The 20,861-nt window shown below is 51.1% G+C and carries 16 protein-coding genes; 12 read left to right on the top strand and 4 right to left on the bottom strand.

The window, feature by feature from the left end:
- Positions 1–3 precede the first annotated feature (3 nt).
- Together E1B03_RS12085 and E1B03_RS12080 are read right to left on the bottom strand one after the other, a co-directional pair.
- Positions 4–2,379 (bottom strand): glycoside hydrolase family 3 N-terminal domain-containing protein, encoded by a 2,376-nt coding sequence (locus E1B03_RS12085; protein ID WP_133086294.1) that lies wholly within the window; start codon positions 2,377–2,379, stop codon positions 4–6.
- Positions 2,380–2,382: 3 nt separating this feature from the next.
- Positions 2,383–3,783: an MFS transporter gene (locus E1B03_RS12080; RefSeq protein ID WP_133086293.1), complete on the bottom strand. Its 1,401-nt coding sequence runs from the start codon at positions 3,781–3,783 to the stop codon at positions 2,383–2,385.
- A 302-nt stretch (positions 3,784–4,085) separates the two neighbouring features.
- Here E1B03_RS12080 and E1B03_RS12075 point away from each other — a divergent pair, with 302 nt between their 5' ends.
- The 7 genes from E1B03_RS12075 to E1B03_RS12045 all read left to right on the top strand — a co-directional run bounded on the left by E1B03_RS12075 (position 4,086) and on the right by E1B03_RS12045 (position 11,787).
- Positions 4,086–4,442 carry a YdiL family protein gene (locus E1B03_RS12075; protein ID WP_133086292.1) on the top strand — a complete coding sequence of 119 codons (357 nt, stop codon included), beginning with the start codon at positions 4,086–4,088 and terminating at the stop codon, positions 4,440–4,442.
- 48 nt (positions 4,443–4,490) lie between these two features.
- Positions 4,491–5,711 (top strand): MFS transporter, encoded by a 1,221-nt coding sequence (locus E1B03_RS12070; RefSeq protein WP_133086291.1) that lies wholly within the window; start codon positions 4,491–4,493, stop codon positions 5,709–5,711.
- A 240-nt stretch (positions 5,712–5,951) separates the two neighbouring features.
- Positions 5,952–7,187 (top strand): MFS transporter, encoded by a 1,236-nt coding sequence (locus E1B03_RS12065; RefSeq protein WP_103770129.1) that lies wholly within the window; start codon positions 5,952–5,954, stop codon positions 7,185–7,187.
- A 22-nt stretch (positions 7,188–7,209) separates the two neighbouring features.
- Positions 7,210–8,076, top strand: a complete 867-nt coding sequence (gene ydiB, locus E1B03_RS12060; protein WP_103770130.1) for a quinate/shikimate dehydrogenase — start codon at positions 7,210–7,212, stop codon at positions 8,074–8,076.
- A 36-nt stretch (positions 8,077–8,112) separates the two neighbouring features.
- On the top strand, positions 8,113–8,871 hold the full coding sequence (gene aroD, locus E1B03_RS12055) for a type I 3-dehydroquinate dehydratase (RefSeq protein WP_103770131.1): 759 nt from the start codon (positions 8,113–8,115) through the stop codon (positions 8,869–8,871).
- A gap of 156 nt (positions 8,872–9,027) precedes the next feature.
- A complete protein-coding gene (locus E1B03_RS12050; RefSeq protein WP_133086290.1) occupies positions 9,028–10,623 on the top strand; it encodes an acyl CoA:acetate/3-ketoacid CoA transferase in 1,596 nt (531 codons plus the stop codon).
- 12 nt (positions 10,624–10,635) lie between these two features.
- Positions 10,636–11,787 (top strand): acyl-CoA dehydrogenase, encoded by a 1,152-nt coding sequence (locus tag E1B03_RS12045; RefSeq protein ID WP_003836610.1) that lies wholly within the window; start codon positions 10,636–10,638, stop codon positions 11,785–11,787.
- A gap of 54 nt (positions 11,788–11,841) precedes the next feature.
- Here E1B03_RS12045 and E1B03_RS12040 read toward each other — a convergent pair whose 3' ends face one another.
- Positions 11,842–12,732 (bottom strand): AraC family transcriptional regulator, encoded by an 891-nt coding sequence (locus E1B03_RS12040; protein ID WP_133086289.1) that lies wholly within the window; start codon positions 12,730–12,732, stop codon positions 11,842–11,844.
- Positions 12,733–13,238: 506 nt separating this feature from the next.
- Between E1B03_RS12040 and E1B03_RS12035 the strand changes: the two genes are divergently transcribed.
- From E1B03_RS12035 to fadK, 5 genes are all read left to right on the top strand, one after another.
- Complete coding sequence (locus tag E1B03_RS12035) at positions 13,239–14,003, top strand: electron transfer flavoprotein (RefSeq protein WP_133086288.1); 765 nt, start codon at positions 13,239–13,241, stop codon at positions 14,001–14,003.
- Between the two features lie 21 nt (positions 14,004–14,024).
- The gene (locus tag E1B03_RS12030) at positions 14,025–14,960 is read left to right on the top strand and encodes an electron transfer flavoprotein subunit alpha (protein ID WP_133086287.1); all 936 of its coding nucleotides are present in this window, start codon (positions 14,025–14,027) and stop codon (positions 14,958–14,960) included.
- A gap of 56 nt (positions 14,961–15,016) precedes the next feature.
- Complete coding sequence (locus tag E1B03_RS12025; RefSeq protein WP_133086286.1) at positions 15,017–16,306, top strand: FAD-dependent oxidoreductase; 1,290 nt, start codon at positions 15,017–15,019, stop codon at positions 16,304–16,306.
- Positions 16,303–16,596, top strand: coding sequence for a ferredoxin family protein (locus tag E1B03_RS12020; protein WP_103770137.1), 294 nt, complete (start codon positions 16,303–16,305; stop codon positions 16,594–16,596). Before E1B03_RS12025 ends, E1B03_RS12020 begins: the two co-directional genes overlap by 4 nt.
- A gap of 85 nt (positions 16,597–16,681) precedes the next feature.
- Entirely contained in the window at positions 16,682–18,328 is a 1,647-nt protein-coding gene (gene fadK, locus E1B03_RS12015) for a medium-chain fatty-acid--CoA ligase (RefSeq protein ID WP_133086285.1), read from the top strand.
- Between the two features lie 67 nt (positions 18,329–18,395).
- Here the strand turns inward: fadK and ppsA are convergent, their stop codons facing one another.
- Positions 18,396–20,774, bottom strand: a complete 2,379-nt coding sequence (ppsA, locus tag E1B03_RS12010; RefSeq protein ID WP_133086284.1) for a phosphoenolpyruvate synthase — start codon at positions 20,772–20,774, stop codon at positions 18,396–18,398.
- Positions 20,775–20,861: the final 87 nt, after the last annotated feature.

Below are 20,861 nucleotides of genomic sequence, written 5' to 3'. Positions count from 1 at the left end.
CGTTTACTCGCAGTTCACCACGCAACGGCTCACCATCTGCCAGTTTATCGGCATAATCTGTAGCGTACCGACCACATTGACCGTCGTGCTCGCCCAGATGTTCGCAGATGAATTCCCAACCATCAGGTCGAACTCACCGGGTTCCACCACCCGTTTGCCATCCCGGCGGGTGAAGTTGAGCATATCCACCGGCACATAAAAAGTCAGCGTCGCGCATGCGCCGGGGTCCAGAGTGACGCGCTGAAACGCTTTCAGCTCTTTAACGGGGCGAACCATCGAGGCTACTTTGTCGTGGACATACAGTTGCACCACTTCACTTCCCCTACGCTCGCCACGGTTACGCACCACGACCTGAAGCACAACTTCGCCCTCCACCGGAACGTCCGGCCCCAGCAGCGTAATGCCCTCGCAGGCAAACTCAGTCCAACCTTTACCGTAGCCGAAGGGATAGCGGGAGCCAAAATGGAACGCAAACGGCGTACCGCCACTTTTTAGTTTGTGATTGTAGTAATATGGCATGGCACCTGCGCTTTTCGGCACGCTCACCACTAGTCTGCCCTGCGGCTCAGCCCGTCCGGTTAACACATCGGCAATGGCCCAGCCGCCTTCCTGACCCGGCGCCCACGCCATTAACAGCCCGGCGACGTTATCTTCCAGCCCTTGCAGGTTATACGGTCTACCGCCGGTCATTACTACCACCACCGGTTTACCCGTCGCCACCAGAGCCTCCAGTAGTTGTTGCTGTACGCCTGGCAGAGTGAGACTGTCGGTATCTGAGCCTTCTCCCACCGTGCCGCTCTGGAAAAGTCCGGCCAGATCGCCCACACAGACCACCACCACATCGTTGCGACGGGCGACGGCAACCGCTTCAGGAATCAAACGTTGATCGGTAGAGACCGGAGAGGACTGCATCGGTCTGCCGCTGCTGTCGCCGGGAAACACCGGTGCGCCCGCCAGTCGTGTCTCAATGATATGACACCCCTTCGCGTAGTCGACATGGTCGTCACCCAGATAATGGCGCAACGCGGCGAGTGGGGTCGTCACCTGCGCGGCGCTATCGGCCATATCGCTAATGATCAGATGCACCGGGAAGCTGTAACCGCTGAGCAGCGCCAGCGGATCGTCCGCTGTAGGGCCAATAACCGCAACGCGAGGTTTACCCTGCAGCGGTAAAATACCGTTATTTTCCAGTAGCGTCATCGAGCTCGTGGCAATATCACGTGCGACCTTGCGTGTTTCCTCGGACTGTAAATCAATCGCGGACTCATCGGTGTATGGCTGTTCGAACAGGCCAAGACGAAATTTCTCCGTCAGGATACGAGTAACAATCTCATCGACTTTAGTCATGGTTATCAGGCGACGTTCTACCGCCATGGCTAAATGGCGCGCACAGTCGTCTTTCGGCAACTCAACGTCGAGTCCGGCGTTAAAGGCCAGCGCCGCAGATTGCGCAGCATCATGCGACACGCCGTGATGCTGATGCAGTAAACTCACACCACCGTAATCCGCCACGATGATCCCGTCGACCCCCCATTGTTCGCGCAAAATTGTGGTTAGCAGGTAGCTGTCGCTGTGCCCGGGCTGGTTATCAATATCATGATAGGCAGGCATTACCGATCCGGCATTGGCCCGTTTTACCGCCATCTCAAACGGCAGCAGGAAGGTATCGTTAAGCTCGCAAAACCCCAGATGCACCGGCGCATGATTGCGCGCCCCTTCGCTAAACGAATGCCCGACGTAGTGTTTCAGCGTCGCCAGCACATCGCGTTTTTCGCCCTGCAAGCCCTGCACATAGGCACAGGCCATCACCCCCACCAGCCAGGGATCTTCACCAAAGGTTTCTTCCGTCCTGCCCCAACGGACATCGCGTGAGACATCCAGCACCGGTGCCAGACCCTGGCGGCATCCGGTTGAACGCGCCTCCTGACCAATCTGCCTGGCGGCGCGCTCAACCAGCTCAGGATCCCATGTCGAACCGTAGTTCAGCGACGAGGGAAACAAGGTGGCATCTTTGCATAACAACCCCACCAGGCACTCCTCGTGAAACAGCGCGGGGATGCCCAGTCGAGTCTCTTCAACCAGCATTTTTTGCAGTCGATTTGCCGCCCGCACACCCGTTTTCGCCTCAACGATGTGGGTACCCAGCGGGCGAGTAATCTGCCCCACACCAATCTTCAGCCGCTCGGCAAGCGCCACCTGCTCGCTTACGCCAGCAAACTCATCGCTCATGTCGCTGCGTTCCCGGTGGTCGCCATCTGCAGAGAGCACCAGCCAATACGCATGCATTTGTGCGAACTTTTCTTCCGGGGTCATACGCGCCAGCAAATCGGCCACGCGTTCATTGACTGGGCGCTTTGCGTCTTTATAGTCCGGTCTCATCTCTCACTCCTGTATTACAGTATTCAATACCGGCTGTGGCATATTGGCCTCAGCGTTAAGATCACGCTTTTGCGCCAGTTCGCGCGCAATGTTGTCCGTTGTTTTGCTATTGAGTTTGTAAACCATCAGCAGCAGCGCCATGCCCAGAAATAACAGCGAAGGGATCAATGAAAACAGCGCATTGATGGTTGTGATGACTGTCGTGCTCTGATGTGCGGCATTAGGCATGTAATCCACCGCCGCCAGTAACCAGCCCACCACAGCGCCGCCCAGCGCAAGGCCAAACTTGATGGCAAAAAGCGCGGTTGAAAACACCAGACCGTCCAGTCGTCTGCCGCTGCGGTGTTCTTCATAGTCAACCACATCGGAGAACATCGTCCACTGCAGCGGCGTCGTCAGATTTTGAATAAAACCAAAAACAATATTGAGCGAAAAAATCAGCCAGACGCGTTCTGGCGGGATAAAGAAGATCAGGGTTGCAAAGGCTACAAAGGAGAGGATGGTCCACTGGTAAGCGCGGACGCGATCAAATTTGCCCAGCAAACGTGCGGACAACAACGCGCCGAGCAGCGCCGCCATCATGCCCGACACAATAAACATGAACACCATCTCGGGTCTTAACAGGACATATTTGACGTAATACATGGTCGCCGAACCGCGGGTAACAACAGCGGTAAGCAGCAGAATATTGAAAAGAAAAACTATGCGCCACTGGCTGTTACCGGCCAACAGCTTCAAATCGCCCCACATTGAACCTGAGCTGTCGCGGCGAGGAGTGAAGCGTTCTTTGGTCAGGAAAAAGCAGGTATAAAAGAGAATAATCCCCAGCAGTCCCATCAGGCTCATGGCATAGAAATAGCCCGTTTGTGCATCACCTTTACCCAAGGTTGCAACCAACGGCAACGCAATTACGGTCACGATCAGTCCACCGATAAAAGACAATGCAAAGCGCCAGGACTGCAACGAATGGCGTTCATGCGGATCCATCGTTAGCGCACCCGGCATCGCGCAATAAGGTACGTTGATCGCCGAATAGATAAAACTCAGGGTGCCGTAGGTGACGCAGGCATAAATGGTTTTAGCCGTGGCACCTGCATCAGGAACGTAAAATGTAATGATGCAACTGACGCCGAAAGGAATCGCAAACCACAACAGCCAAGGGCGAAAGCGACCATAACGCGTTTGGGTGCGATCGACCAACGCGCCAATGCAAGGATCGACAAACGCATCCACTACGCGAACCAACAGAAACATAGTGCCCATGATGGCGGCTGGGAGACCAAATACATCGGTATAAAAATAGGCAAGGAACAGGGTCGCGGTCTGCCAGACCAGAGCGCTGGCCATATCGCCAAGTCCGTAGCCAATTTTATCTCGGGTTGTCAGTACAGAGGTTATCGTCATTTTTGTGCCTTAATATCAGGTAATAGGTCATTAACCAGGAATATCACTCACACTGTCGGACACATCACTCTGGCAAGTATTGAGAGGCGAAAGGAAGTAGACAATTATGGAAATAAACAGCGGAATTACGTTATTTAGTTAATGTGATCTACCGCAAGCAACCCGTTCAGGTTGGTTATCTCTCTATTCGTTCACATATCAATAACAAATAATATTGCACAAGATACTGTGACTCTCTTCAAGCCGAAATATCCACAGCAATGCTATTACTACTCCACCGTCTTTTATGAGGTAATCAAATAGTGAACGAATTAGAATTGCAGGCTATCCGCCATATTTTTGCTATGACGGTAGAAGAAAGCGCTACGTATATCTCACGTGATAACAATGTTGCTGCCTGGCAGCAATGGGAGAATGGCGAAAGGGAAATCCCGGATGACATCACGCGCATTTGTACGGAAATGAAGGCCAGACGAAAGTTAAGAATTAACGCAATTATCGACAAAATAAATAACCGTATCGGTAATAACACCATGCGTTTTTTCCCCGATCTCATCTCTTTTCAGCTGGTTTATCAGCACGATGATTTTCTCGACTGGAAAATTTATCAATCGGTTGCTGCTGAGCTCTACGCCCACGACCTTGAGCGTTTGTGCTAAGAAACGGCGCCGCCACACTTATGTAGCCTCTTCGCTGAGTAACACATTATGAAAAACACCTATTTCTCCACTGCGATAGGGCTGTACTGTAATTACCTGGTACACGGCATGGGGGTCATTCTGATGAGCCTCAATATGTCTTCGCTGGAACAACAGTGGCAAACCAATGCTGCGGGCGTCTCGATTGTTATTTCCTCACTTGGCATCGGCCGTCTAAGCGTTTTACTGGTAGCGGGCATGCTTTCCGATCGCTATGGCCGCAGACCGTTTATTATTCTCGGCATGACCTGCTATCTGATTTTCTTTATTGGCATCATCAATACCCACAGTATTTATATCGCCTATGCATTTGGTTTTTTAGCAGGAATGGCAAACAGTTTTCTCGATGCCGGAACCTATCCCAGCCTGATGGAGGCGTTTCCCCGCTCGCCCAGCACGGCCAATATTTTAATTAAAGCCTTCGTCTCCAGCGGTCAGTTTCTGCTGCCCATGATTATCAGCCTGCTGGTGTGGGCCGAACTTTGGTTTGGTTGGTCCTTCCTGCTGGCGGCAGCGGTTATGTTACTCAACGGCGTGTTTTTGTTTCGCTGTCGGTTTCCGCCGCATCCTGGACCACATATCGCCATCAGGACACAACCTGCAAAACAAGTAACCGGACAACCTGAGCACCAGTGTTCCCTGTTCGATCTCGCCAGTTACACTTTGTACGGCTACATCTCTATGGCGACATTTTACCTGGTGAGCCAGTGGCTAGCGCAGTACGGACAATTTGTCGCCGGGATGTCCTATACGTTATCGATCAAGCTATTAAGCATTTACACCTGTGGCTCTCTCCTGTGTGTGTTAATCACGGCACCACTGGCTCGAAAAATGGAACGCGCTACATCGTTATTGATGCTGTACACGTTCATCTCAGTTTGCGCACTGCTAATGGTTTGCCTGCATCCGACCCCTTACGTGGTCATCGTCTTCGCGTTTGTTATCGGTTTCTCTTCAGCCGGAGGTGTTGTCCAAATCGGTTTAACGCTGATGGCCGCACGCTTTCCACATGCGAAAGGCAAAGCTACGGGTATCTACTACAGTGCAGGCAGCATTGCCACTTTCACCATCCCACTGATTACAGCAAAGCTCTCCGAGATTAGCATTGCTCACATCATGTGGTTTGATACCGGCATAGCCGCTATAGGCTTTTTGTTGGCGCTGTTTATTGGTTATCGCAGCCGCATTGCGTCAAAGCATCAACTCAAAATGGCTCAGGTCGCAGAATAGCGTGAATGCAATATTGTTCCCACCGTCTGCAAAATAATTGGCCGTAGTTTTAAAACATCAACAAAACGTCGCCCAGAAGAATTAAATTTCACAGTTTGACATGCAATATACCTGGTAACTTAAACGCCATGCTATGTAGTTCCCGTGATTACTGCCCGGTATATTAATTACAAGGTCGCCGCATTTTAAAACATATCGACGAGCACAGAACAATTTTAAAATCCGCAAGGAGTTGTGAACATGTCTCAAAACAAGACCTTTAATACGCCATTTCTTTTGGCGATAACCTGTATTTATTTAAGTTATTTTTTACACGGTATTAGCGTCATTACGCTTGCGCAAAATATGAGCTCGCTTGCAGAAAAATTCTCTACCGATAACGCCGGAATTGCCTATTTAATTTCCGGCATTGGTCTTGGTCGCCTGGTGAGTATTTTATTTTTTGGTGTACTCTCCGACAAATTCGGTCGGCGGGCAATCATCCTGTTGGGTGCTATTCTGTACATGCTCTTTTTCTTCGGCATTCCTGCCAGCCCAAATCTGATGATTGCCTTTATTCTGGCTGTTTGCGTTGGTGTGGCAAACTCAGCGCTGGATACCGGTGGCTATCCAGCATTAATGGAATGTTTCCCTAAAGCATCTGGCTCAGCCGTTATCCTGGTTAAAGCGATGGTCTCGTTTGGGCAGATGGTCTACCCCATCGTCGTCAGTACCATGCTGCTCAATCATGTCTGGTACGGCTATGCGGTCATCATCCCAGGCGTACTGTTCGTCGTCATCACCCTGATGCTGCTAAAAAGCCGCTTCCCCAGCCAGATGGTGGATGCGGGCATTGCAAAAGAGTTGCCCCAGATGAACAGTAAACCGCTGGTCTGGCTGGAAGGCATGGCATCCGTCATGTTTGGTGTTGCTGCGTTTTCGACTTTTTATGTCATCGTGGTCTGGATGCCGAAATACGCGATGGCATTTGCCGGCATGGCAGAAACCGACGCACTGAAAACGATCTCTTACTACAGCATGGGATCGTTGGTCTGCGTATTTATTTTTGCCGCACTGCTGAAGAAATTGGTTAGACCTATATGGGCTAATGTCTTTAACGCCGGTCTGGCAACCATCACTGCCGCCGTTATCTATTTATATCCGTCCCCATTAGTGTGTAATGTCGGATCATTTTTGATTGGATTCTCTGCCGCTGGCGGTATTTTACAACTCGGCGTGTCGGTAATGTCAGAGTTTTTCCCCAGGAGCAAAGCCAAGGTCACCAGCATTTATATGATGATGGGAGGCGTCGCCAACTTCATAATCCCATTAATCACCGGATACCTTTCCAATATTGGCCTGCAATACATCATTTTGCTGGATCTCGCATTTGCTTTGCTGGCCTTTGTTACCGCCATCATCGTCTTTATTCGTTACTACCGCGTATTTGATATCCCCAAAAATGATGTGCGGTTGGGCGAACGTTATTTTCAATAAAATTATTTAGAAGGAGTATTAAATGGACGTAACTGCTAAATATGAACTGATTGGTCTGATGGCCTACCCTATCAGGCACAGTCTGTCGCCTGAAATGCAAAATAAGGCGTTAGAAAAAGCAGGATTACCTTTTACCTACATGGCATTTGAAGTCGATAACTCAACGTTTGCTAACGCTATTGCCGGGCTGAAAGCCTTAAAGATGCGTGGTACCGGGGTCTCTATGCCCAACAAGCAGCTGGCATGTGAATATGTTGATGAATTAACGCCTGCAGCCAAACTGGTCGGTGCGATCAATACTATCGTCAATGATGATGGTTACCTGCGCGGCTACAACACCGATGGCACTGGTCATATTCGGGCAATCAAGGAAAGCGGTTTCGATATCAAAGGTAAAACCATGGTACTGTTGGGCGCAGGCGGCGCGTCGACGGCCATTGGCGCCCAGGCGGCGATTGAAGGCATCAAAGAAATCAAACTCTTTAACCGCCAGGATGAGTTCTTTGCCAAAGCACAAGAATTCGCCAAACGGGTCAATGAAAATACCGACTGTGTGGTCACCGTTATCGATCTCGACGATCGACAGGCTTTTGCTGATGCACTGGCCAGCGCGGATATTTTAACCAACGGTACGAAAGTGGGCATGAAACCACTGGAAAACGAATCTCTCGTGACCGATGTTTCCCTGCTGCGCCCGGACCTGCTGGTAACGGAATGCGTCTACAACCCGCATATGACCAAATTATTGCAGCAGGCACAACTTGCCGGTTGCAAAACGATTGATGGTTACGGCATGTTGTTATGGCAAGGCGCTGAACAGTTCAAACTCTGGACCGGGAAAGATTTCCCGCTGGAGTATGTGAAACAGGTTATGGGTTTTGCAGCCTGACGGGCAAGCATTTGTAATATATTTAAAGGGTAATAAATGAAAACCGTAACCGTAAAAAACCTCGTAATTGGCGAGGGCGCGCCAAAGATCATTGTCTCGCTGATGGGTAAAGACATCGCAACGGTAAAAAGCGAAGCGCTGGCCTATCGCGAAGCGGATTTCGACATTCTGGAATGGCGCGTTGACCATTTTAGCGATGTCTCCTCCACGGATGCCGTGCTGGAAGCTGCGCGCGCCATCCGTGATGTGATGGCTGATAAGCCGCTGCTGTTCACCTTCCGAAGCGCTAAAGAAGGCGGTGAACAGGCGCTGCCTGTCGAAAACTATATTGCGCTTAACCGTGCAGCAGTAGACAGCGGTCTGGTAGATATGATCGACCTTGAGCTGTTCACCGGTGACGAACTGGTTAAAGCCACCGTCGAACATGCGCACGCTAAAAATGTCGCTGTCATTATGTCGAATCACGATTTCCATAAGACGCCAGCGGCGCAAGAGATTGTTCAGCGTCTGCGTAAAATGCAGGAGCTTGGCGCAGATATCCCTAAAATCGCCCTGATGCCGCAAAATAAAACGGATGTACTGACTTTGCTTGGCGCCACGCTGGAAATGCAAGAACGTTATGCGGACAGGCCGATAATCACCATGTCGATGGCCAAAACGGGGGTAATTTCACGCCTGTCCGGTGAGGTGTTCGGTTCAGCGGCAACCTTTGGTGCGGTAAAAAAAGCCTCCGCCCCTGGACAAATTTCGGTCACCGATCTACGTACCGTTTTGACCATTTTGCATCAGGCGTAATAATAAAATTCACTCATATTAATATCAGTACCCCCCTGCCCCAGATATTCGCTTAATCACGAATATCGGGCAGGTGGCCGGACATTATTAAATAACTCAAATTATTATTGTCGAATATAGCGACAGGTCGTCGCACGCATATAATCTGGAGTTTACATGAAACTGTTAAGACCAAAACGCATTAATGGTCGGGTACCTGTATTATCCGCAGCGGACGCCATTAATTATATTCCTGATGAAGCCACACTCTGTGTATTAGGTGCGGGTGGTGGCATTCTCGAAGCAACAACATTAATCAACGCACTGGCTGAAAAATATAAAAACACACAATTACCACGAAACTTATCACTGATAAGCCCAACGGGACTGGGTGACCGTGCAGACCGTGGAATTAGCCCGCTGGCCCAGGAAGGTTTAGTCAAATGGGCATTATGCGGTCACTGGGGGCAATCACCGCGAATCTCCGACCTCGCTGAACAGAACAAAATTGCTGCCTACAACTATCCTCAGGGTGTATTAACCCAAACCCTGCGTGCATCGGCAGCCCATCAGCCAGGCATATTGAGTGAGATTGGCATTGGAACATTTGTCGATCCCCGCCAACAGGGCGGGAAACTGAATGAAGTAACCACCGAAGAGCTGATAAAGCTGGTGGAAATCGATAACAAAGAGTACCTCTACTACAAAGCCATTGCGCCAAACATCGCCTTTATTCGTGCCACCACCTGCGACAGCGAAGGCTACGCCACCTTTGAAGATGAAGTTATGTATCTTGATGCGCTGGTGATCGCCCAGGCCGTACACAACAACGGCGGCATCGTCATGATGCAAGTGCAAAAAATGGTGAAGAAAGCAACGTTGCACCCGAAAGCGGTGCGTATTCCGGGCTATCTGGTCGATATTGTGGTCATCGACCCCGATCAAACTCAACTGTACGGCGGTGCGCCGGTTAACCGCTTTATCTCTGGCGATTTTATCCTTGATGACAGCCAACAAACGCCCCTGCCGCTCAATCAGCGTAAACTGGTGGCCCGACGCGCACTGTATGAAATGCGCAAAGGCGCGGTCGGCAACGTTGGCGTGGGTATCGCTGACGGCATAGGCCTCGTCGCACGCGAAGAGGGTTGCGCTGATGACTTTATCCTGACGGTCGAAACTGGCCCGGTTGGCGGCATTACCTCTCAGGGGATTGCTTTCGGTGCCAACGTCAACACCCGCGCAATTCTGGATATGACCTCCCAGTTTGACTTCTACCACGGCGGTGGGCTGGATGTATGTTATTTAAGCTTTGCTGAAGTGGATCGCCACGGCAACGTCGGCGTACATAAGTTCAACGGCAAAATTATGGGTACCGGCGGTTTTATCGATATCAGCGCCACGTCCAGGAAAATTGTTTTCTGCGGCACGTTAACGGCCGGCAGCCTGAAAACGGAAGTCGCCGATGGCAAGTTAACCATTGTTCAGGAAGGACGAGTGAAAAAATTCGTCAACGAATTACCTGAAGTAACTTTCAGCGGGAAAATTGCCCTCGAGCGTGGACTGGATGTGCGTTATATAACCGAACGTGCTGTATTTACGTTAAAAGAAGATGGCCTTCATTTAGTTGAAATTGCTCCAGGCGTCTCCTTGCAGGAAGACATTCTGGACAAAATGGATTTTTCTCCGGTTATTTCTCCGGAACTGAAAGTGATGGACAAAAAATTATTTATCGATGCCTCGATGGGTTTTGTATTACCCGATGCTGCCAATTAAAAGGAGTACCTGATGGATTTTTCTTTAACTGAAGAACAAGAACTGCTGCTTGCCAGCATTCGGGAACTGATTACCAGTAATTTCCCGGAAGAATATTTCCGGACCTGCGATCAGACGGCTACTTACCCGAAAGAGTTTATGCGCGCCCTTGCTGACAACGGTATTTCGATGCTGGGCGTTCCGGAAGAGTTTGGCGGCATCCCGGCAGATTACGTCACGCAGATGCTGGCACTGATGGAAGTGTCCAAATGTGGCGCGCCTGCTTTTTTGATAACGAACGGTCAGTGCATCCACAGTATGCGCCGTTTCGGCTCCGCCGAACAGTTACGCAAAACGGCAGAAAGCACCATGGAAACGGGCGACCCGGCCTATGCGCTGGCATTAACCGAACCGGGAGCCGGTTCAGACAATAACAGCGCAACCACCAGCTACACCCGCAAAAACGGAAAAGTGTATCTCAATGGGCAAAAAACCTTTATCACCGGCGCTAAAGAGTACCCGTATATGTTGGTACTGGCACGCGATCCCGAGCCGAAAGACCCGAAAAAAGCCTTTACGCTGTGGTGGGTAGATTCGAAGAAACCCGGCATTAAGGTTAATCCACTGCATAAGATTGGTTGGCACATGCTCAGCACCTGCGAAGTCTATCTTGATGATGTCGAAGTGGACGAAAGCGATATGGTCGGCGAAGAAGGCATGGGCTTCCTCAACGTCATGTACAACTTTGAAATGGAACGCTTGATCAACGCCGCGCGTAGTACCGGTTTCGCCGAGTGTGCCTTCGAAGATGCCGCCCGTTACGCTAACCAACGTATCGCATTTGGTAAACCGATTGGCCATAACCAGATGATCCAGGAAAAACTGGCGCTGATGGCGATTAAAATCGAAAACATGCGCAATATGGTGCTGAAAGTGGCCTGGCAGGCCGATCAGGAACAATCACTGCGGACCAGCGCGGCGTTGGCGAAACTGTATTGTGCTCGTACGGCAATGGAAGTGATTGATGACGCCATTCAGATCATGGGCGGGCTGGGTTACACCGATGAAGCACGCGTATCCCGATTCTGGCGCGATGTCCGCTGCGAACGTATTGGCGGCGGCACCGATGAAATCATGATTTACGTCGCGGGTCGCCAGATCCTCAAAGATTACCAGAACAAATAAACGATAGTACTTACCGGATAGCGTACAGACGCTATCCGGTGCAATGGTGGAGAATCAGACTTCAGGTATCAAGCATTCCTGCTCTGCCAGGTTATTTTTAAACTGCTTACGATAATCGCTGGGAGTACATCCCACATGCCGTTGAAAGAGTTTGGCAAAGTGATCGACATTTTCATACCCTACCCGCCAGGAGATTTCCGCTAACGAAGCTTCCGTATTCGTCAGGGCAAATTTCGCCTCGGTCATTCGTCGCTGAATCACATAGTTGATCGGCGAAATACGATACTCCTTAGTAAATTCGTGACAGATATAACTGACACTGGCGCGGAATTTTTTGGATAACTGATCAAGAGTGATTTTTTCACGGAAGTTGTTATTCAAATAAACCAATACATCTTTAATTAAAACATCTTTTTTAATATAACCCTGTTCAGAACGATAGGCATTTTTAAAATTTTCGTAATATAAGACGGTTAGAGCATAGGCAAAAGCATCGTAAGCAGAAGACGTCAGGTTATTTTTGCTCTGCGGCAGCATAACGCTCAACTCATTAAAGATACTCTTAATAACTTCCTTACCCTGAGTAACACTAATGACCGGACACGAGTGCATCTGTAATAACTGATTATCCTGCCAGTCGTTGAAACGAAAACCGTAGAGCGCGCAGGTGTAAGTGGTTGCGGGTGAACTGCTATCCGAAGCAACCGCATGCAGTCGACCTTGTTCTATCACCACGATATCCCCGGCATGCGCGACATACAGCGACGAATCGATAATTAATCTTGCAACCCCTTTTTTGACATAAATAAGCTCTGTTTCATTATCGTGCACATGATGACCAGACTCCCAGTTAGGGTCATCACTGATGACGAATCGCGAGAATCTCGGGTTTTTTCCCTGTTCAAAAAGGGTCTCCATGGCATTATCAAAGCAACGTTGATACATGACAACCTCCGCCTAAAGGCAGCAATTTTAAGGATTATTAATATTGAAAAATGAAAACGATAATGACGTTATACATCGTTATCCCATCCAGGCGAAACAAAATTATTTGTGCCGTCTGCAAGATGACACCTGCGACTCCGGTGCATTGCTGCCACGATTATTTAAGTTTTATAATAATCAAAAAGAATAAATGTTATTAACTCCACATCCATAATTTACATATAAGAAACAAATTGAAGGCAGAAGCGTTTAAAAACATGATGCATTTCGCAATTATTTTCACTGCCTGTATCTCCCCATGTTTTCATGCAGTACGCAACGTCTGTTTATTGCTGATAAACCAGGCATTCCCTCGTCGCTTTTTTTTGCAAGATTGTTGGGAATGAAAACAGATTGCCCCGTCGAAAACAGCCCCTCTTCTGTCGCAGACTATTTTCAGTCAATTTTCCCTACTGTCGATAATGACGCACCTCGTCATCATCCACACGAGAATCACTGGAGATGCCATGAAAATAATAACCTGCTTTAAGTTGGTGCCTGAAGAACAGGACATTGTTGTTACCCCACAGCGTTCGCTTAACTTTGACCGGGCCGACGCAAAAATCAGTCAGTTTGATTTGAATGCGATAGAGGCCGCAGCACAACTTAGCGCGGAAGGTGATGAAATCGTCGCCTTAACGGTGGGTGGTTCGCTACTGCAGAACTCCAAAGTGCGTAAAGACGTGCTGTCCCGCGGGCCGGACAGTCTGTTTATGGTGCAGGATCCCCAGTTGGAACATTCATTGCCGCGGGATACCGCTCAGGCACTGGCCTGCGCAGCTGAACACATGGGCTTCGATCTGATGCTGTTCGGTGAAGGATCGGGGGATATCTACGCGCAGCAGGTCGGTTTACTGGTTGGCGAACTCTTACAGCTCCCGGTAATCAATGCCGTTAGCAACATCCAACGTAACGGCGATCGCCTTGTGGTTGAACGCACGCTGGAAGATGAAGTCGAAGTGATTGATCTGCTGCTCCCCGCCGTACTTTGCGTGACGTCGGATATCAACACACCGCGTATCCCCTCGATGAAAGCGATTCTGGGCGCAGGTAAAAAACCGGTCACTCCGTGGCAAGCCAGCGATATTGGTTGGATACCTGCGTCACCGTTAGCAGAACTGGTGAGTCTCACCGTGCCGCCGCAAACCGAACGTCAGCACATCATTCTGGAAAATGACTCAGCAGAAGCCATTGCCGAACTGGCTGAACATATGAAAAAAGCCCTGAACTAAGCCCAACGGAGAGAAATTATCATGAGTAAATTAGCCAACGTATGGGTGTTCAGCGATAACGCAGAACGCTATGCAGAATTAATGGCCGGCGCTCGCCTGTGGGGTGAACAGGTACGCCTTATTGTGCAAGGCAGTGAACAGGCCAATCAGGTTAAACCTCTGGGTGCTGATGAAGTCATCGTGCTTGCAGCAACTTCTGGTTTGCAGCGTGTTGAAAATTACGCCGAGACCATTGCTGCCCTGATGCATGAACACGCCGGACTACTGCTGATGCCCGCCACCAAACGCGCTAAATCCCTTGGTGCGCGGTTAAGTATTCAGCTCAATGCTGCGATGGTAAACGATGCCACATCGGTAACGCTTGATGATGACGCCTTGTTCGCAGAACACCGTATGTATGGTGGCCTGGCATTCGGCAAAGAAAAAATCAAAACCCCGCTGGCGATTATCACGCTTGCCCCTGGCTGGCTTGAACCGGTAGAGGAGAATGCCTCGCACAACTGCCCTGTTGTCTCAGCCGCTTACATTGCACCGCACCATGAAATTATGTGCCAGGAACGTCGTGCCAAATCCGTAAGCAGCGTGGATCTCAGCAAAGCCAAACGCGTGGTGGGTGTGGGCCGCGGTCTGGTTGCGCAAAACGATCTGGAAATGGTGCACCAACTGGCAATCTTACTGGGCGCGGAAGTGGGTTGTTCACGACCGATTGCCGAAGGCGAAAACTGGATGGAACGTGAACGCTATATTGGTGTTTCTGGCGTGTTACTGAAATCAGATCTCTACCTCACGCTGGGCATCTCAGGACAAATTCAGCATATGGTCGGCGGTAACGGCGCGAAAGTCATTGTCGCTATCAACAAAGATAAAAAAGCCCCTATTTTCAATTACGCCGATTACGGCCTGGTGGGCGACATCTACAAAGTTGTTCCAGCCCTTATTGAACACCTCAGTCGCTAATCCCCCATTTAACGCACATCTCCCGCTGCCTTCGCAGCGGGAAGGGAGCATATAGCATGTCAGATGAAAAATTTGATGCCATTGTGGTCGGTGCTGGCGTGGCGGGTACAATTGCAGGCTACGTTATGGCCCAGGCCGGGCTGGATGTACTAATCATCGAGCGTGGAAACAGTGCGGGCAGTAAAAATATGACCGGCGGGAGACTCTACGCGCATAGCCTTGAACGCATCATACCCGGTTTTGCACAGGAAGCACCGCTTGAGCGCAAAGTCACCCGCGAAAAAATCTCCTTCCTGACCGAAGAGAGCGCCGTCACTCTCGACTTCCATCGTGAAAAAGACAACGCGCCAGCGCAGGACTCTTACACCGTGTTGCGCAACCGGCTTGACCCCTGGCTGATGGAAAAAGCGGAACAGGCAGGCGCGCAGTTTATTCCCGGCGTGCGCGTCGACGCACTAATCCGCGAAGGTAATAAGGTCACCGGCGTGCAAGCCGGTGACGATATCCTGGAAGCCAATATGGTCATCCTTGCCGATGGCGTCAATTCTATGCTGGGACGGTCACTGGGGATGGTGCCCCCCTCTTCAGCACACCACTATGCCGTGGGCGTAAAAGAGCTGATCGGCTTACCACCTGCGGTCATTGCGGATCGATTCAACCTGTCCGCTAACGAAGGTACAGCCTGGCTGTTTGCAGGCTCACCGTCTGATGGGTTGATGGGAGGAGGATTTTTGTATACCAACCAGGACTCCGTCTCTCTGGGTCTGGTGTGTGGTCTGGGGGATATTGCCCATGCGACGAAAAGCATTCCACAAATGTTGGAAGACTTTAAGCGACACCCGACTATTCGTCCATTGATTGCCGGTGGTGAATTACTGGAATATTCCGCGCATATGGTGCCGGAAGGCGGTCTGACAATGGTTCCGAAACTGGTCGATGACGGTGTGATGATCGTCGGCGATGCCGCTGGTTTCTGTCTGAATCTGGGTTACACGGTACGCGGCATGGATTTGGCGATAGCCTCCGCAGAAGCTGCCGCTCAAACAGCCATTGCCGCAAAAGAGCGCCAGGATTACTCAGCCAGTAGCCTGATGGGCTACAAACGCGCCCTCGAACAGGGCTGCGTGATGCGTGATTTACAGCATTTTCGCAAGATCCCGGCGCTGATGGAAAACCCGCGCCTGTTCACCCAATATCCCCGCATGATGGCCGATATTATGAGCGATATGTTTACCGTCGACGGACGTCCAAATCAGCCGGTTCGCAAGATGATGATGTCTCATGCCAGGAAAATTGGGCTGATGAACTTACTGAAAGATGGCATCAAGGGAGCAACCGCACTATGAACCAGGACAATAACGTTAACGTCGACGTCAAATTGGGTGTGAATAAATTCAATGTCGATGAAGGCCATCCACACATCATCCTGGCTGAGCATCCCGATCTTAATGAATTTCGCAAGCTGCTGAAAGCCTGTCCCGCCGGGCTGTATAAGCAGGACGAGAGTGGCAATATTCATTTTGACTCCGCAGGCTGCCTGGAGTGTGGCACCTGCCGGGTGCTGTGCGGCGACACTATCCTCGACCAATGGGAATATCCGGTCGGAACATTTGGCGTTGATTTCCGCTACGGCTAGCGGGTTTTGCATCATGTTGCACGCCGGATCGGCCTCGCTGGCCATCCGGTCAGATGTATGCCGAAATCATCCTGGGAATAACTTCATGAGTATCACACTAACGTTTAATACCGAACGTCGCGAAGCCTGGCGACAACAGGGTTTATGGGGCGATGCTTCGCTTGGCGATTACTGGCGTCAAACGGTCAGAGCCATGCCGGATAAAATTGCCGTGGTTGATAATCATGGCGCTGCTTATACCTACGCGGCACTCGACGGCGCGGCCAGCAGTCTGGCAACCTGGTTTTTAGCCTGCGGTATTCAACCCGGCGACCGTATTGCCTTTCAGTTGCCGGGCTGGTGCGAATTTACCCTTATCTATCTGGCCTGCCTGAAAACCGGGGCCGTTTCAGTACCGTTGTTGCCTGCCTGGCGCGAAGCGGAGCTGGTGTGGGTACTGAACAAATGCAAAGCGAAGATTTTTTTCGCGCCTACACTTTTCAAACAGACCCGACCGGTAGACCTTATCCTGCCCTTACAAAACCAATTACCGCATCTGCAACAAATTGTCGCCGTGGATAAACTGGCACCGGCAACCACCTCAGTGGCGCTCAGCCAGCTGCTTTTAGCACCACCATTGACGGAGGTTATTAACGTTCACGCCGATGAACTGGCTGCCGTGCTGTTTACCTCCGGAACCGAAGGAATGCCGAAAGGCGTAATGTTAACCCATAACAACATCCTTGCCAGCGAACGTGCCTATTGTGCGCGTCTCAATCTCACCTGGCAGGATGTGTTTTTGATGCCCGCTCCACTTGGACACGCTACAGGTTTTCTGCATGGCGTTACCGCACCGTTTTTAATCGGTGCCCGCAGCGTATTGTTGGATATTTTCACCCCAACAGCCTGTCTTGAATTGCTGGAGCAACAACGCTGTACCTGCGTACTCGGTGCAACCCCCTTCGTCTACGACATGTTGTGTAGCATGGAAAACCGGTCCTGCGATCTCACTTCACTTCGTTTTTTCTTATGTGGAGGCACCACCATTCCGCAAAAAATTGTCCGAGACTGCCAACAGCGCGGTATTAAATTGTTAAGCATCTATGGTTCCACGGAGAGCTCGCCGCATGCGCTGGTCGATCTCGATGACTCACTTTCGCGCATGATGAATACCGATGGATATGCCGCCGCCGGCGTCGAAATTAAAGTCGTCGATGACGCGCGCAATACGTTGCCTGCGGGGGTAGAAGGTGAAGAAGCCTCGCGTGGCCCGAATGTGTTTATGGGCTACCTCGATGAGCCCGAACTGACCGCCCGCGCGCTGGATCAAGACGGCTGGTATTACAGTGGCGACTTGTGCCGGATGGACGACGCGGGATACATCAAAATCACCGGACGCAAGAAAGATATTATTGTGCGCGGCGGGGAAAATATTAGCAGCCGCGAAGTTGAGGATATTTTATTGCAGCATCCACGCATTCATGATGCCTGCGTTGTCGCGATGCCGGACGAACGCTTAGGTGAACGCTCGTGCGCTTACGTTGTGCTGAAACCTCCGCATCACTCACTTTCGCTGGAGTCAGTGGTGGCCTTTTTTAGCCGCAAACGGGTGGCAAAGTATAAATATCCGGAGCACATCGTGATTGTCGAGAAGTTACCGAGCACGGCGTCCGGCAAGGTACAAAAATACCAGTTGCGTCAGGATATTATTCAGCGTTTAAACGTGGAGAGTGTGGAGATCGTTGCAGGATAAAATGCCGGGTGGCGACGCTAGCGCACCTTATCCGGCCTACATTGAATAGGCCGGATAAGGCATGATGTTACTTGTTCAGTTCCGCCAGACTCAGCCATGTCTGCACGACGGTATCCGGGTTCAGCGACAGGCTGTCGATTCCCTCTTCCATCAGCCAGGCTGCAAAGTCTTCGTGGTCAGAGGGCCCCTGACCGCAAATACCCACGTACTTGCCCTGTTTCTTGGCTGCGCGAATCGCCATCGACAGCAGCGCTTTCACCGCGTCGTTACGCTCATCAAACAGTTCAGAAACCACACCAGAGTCGCGGTCCAGACCTAGCGCCAACTGCGTCATGTCGTTTGAGCCGATGGAGAAACCGTCGAAATACTCAAGGAACTGCTCGGCCAGCAAGGCGTTGGACGGGATCTCACACATCATGATGATCTTCAGTCCGTTCTCACCGCGTTTCAGCCCCTGACGCGCCAGCTCTTCCACTACCGCTTTCGCCTGAGCAACGGTACGTACGAACGGTACCATCACTTCAACGTTAGTCAGGCCCATGTCGTTACGGACACGTTTCACTGCGTCACATTCCAGCGCAAAACAGTCGCGGAAGCTATCGGCAACGTAACGCCCCGCCCCACGGAAGCCCAGCATTGGGTTTTCTTCATGTGGCTCATAACGCTCACCGCCGACGAGGTTGGCATATTCATTGGACTTAAAGTCCGACATGCGCACGATAACGCGTTTTGGATAGAACGCCGCACCCAGCGTTGCGATCCCTTCCGTCAGACGACCGACGTAGAATTCACGTGGGGAATCGAAACCTTTCATCATGCTGCGGATTTCGTTTTGCAGCTCAGGGGTCTGATCATCGAACTCCAGCAGCGCACGCGGGTGGACGCCGATCATGCGGTTGATGATAAATTCCAGACGCGCCAGGCCGACACCTTCGTTTGGCAGACAAGCGAAGTCGAAAGCGCGGTCCGGGTTACCGACGTTCATCATCACCTTCAACGGCAGATCCGGCATGGTCTCCACGCTGGAACTCTTCACGCTGAAGTCGAGCATGTCAGCGTAAACGTAACCGGTATCACCTTCAGCGCAGGAAACGGTTACCTTCTCACCGTCTTTCATACGTTCGGTGGCATCACCACAACCAACCACAGCCGGGATCCCCAGTTCACGGGCAATGATCGCCGCGTGACAGGTACGACCGCCACGGTTGGTGACAATCGCCGCCGCTTTCTTCATGATCGGTTCCCAGTCCGGGTCGGTCATGTCGGTAACCAGAACGTCGCCTGGCTCGATACGGTTCATTTCGCTGATGTCATGAATGACTTTGACCGGGCCCGCGCCAATGCGATGGCCGATAGCACGACCTTCAGCAATAATTTTACCCTGCGCATGCAGCGTATAACGCTCCATTACCTGGCCGCGAGAACGCACGGTTTCCGGACGCGCCTGCACAATGAACAGCTTGCCGGTATGACCGTCTTTCGCCCATTCGATATCCATCGGACGACCGTAGTGCTTCTCGATCTGTACCGCCTGCTTCGCCAGCTCCTGCACTTCAGCGTTGGTCAGGGAGAAAATGTCGCGCTGTTCCTGCGGTACATCTTCAATCGTTACCTGCTTACCGTGTTCCTGGGTTGGCGCGTAGACCATACGGATTTTTTTCGAACCCATTGTGCGACGGACGATCGCCGGACGATTAGCCGCCAGAGTCGGTTTGTGCACGTAGAATTCATCCGGGTTAACAGCCCCCTGCACTACCATCTCGCCCAGACCCCATGCGGACGTGATAAACACCACCTGATCGAAGCCGGACTCGGTATCAATGGAGAACATTACGCCGGAGGACGCGAGGTCCGATCGCACCATCCGCTGGACGCCAGCAGAGAGCGCCACACCACGGTGGTCATAACCCTGGTGAACACGATAAGAGATCGCGCGGTCGTTAAACAGCGAGGCAAATACGTGTTTAATGGCAACCAGTACAGCATCAAATCCCTGGACGTTGAGGAAGGTTTCCTGCTGACCGGCAAATGACGCATCTGGCATATCTTCTGCGGTAGCGGAGGAGCGCACGGCAAAAGAGGCATGGGCATCGTCCGCTGACAGCTGCGCGTAGGCATCGCGGACGGCATTTTCCAGTTCGGGCTGGAAAGGAGTGTCGATAATCCACTGGCGGATCTGTGCCCCGGCTTTCGCAAGCTCGGTGACATCGTCAATATCCGTTTTATCCAGCAGCTCATAAATGCGCTGGTTTACACCGCTCTGGTCCAGAAACTGGTTAAACGCATCGGCGGTCGTTGCAAAACCATTCGGTACGGAAACACCCATACCGGAAAGGTTAGTAATCATTTCACCCAGGGAGGCATTTTTGCCCCCAACTCTGTCTACATCATTCATGCCGAGTTGGTTATACCAAAGCACCAGCGGTGACGAGCCATTGTTGGACATCGAACAATCCTTATATATGAACGAGGTTAGGAAACTCAATTTTGCGTAATTATCTTTGCATATTTACCTCAACGAAAAAAACGGTGA

The sequence above is a fragment of the Citrobacter arsenatis genome (assembly GCF_004353845.1).
Classification (GTDB): domain Bacteria; phylum Pseudomonadota; class Gammaproteobacteria; order Enterobacterales; family Enterobacteriaceae; genus Citrobacter; species Citrobacter arsenatis.
This window is presented reverse-complemented; position numbering and strand designations above follow the sequence as displayed.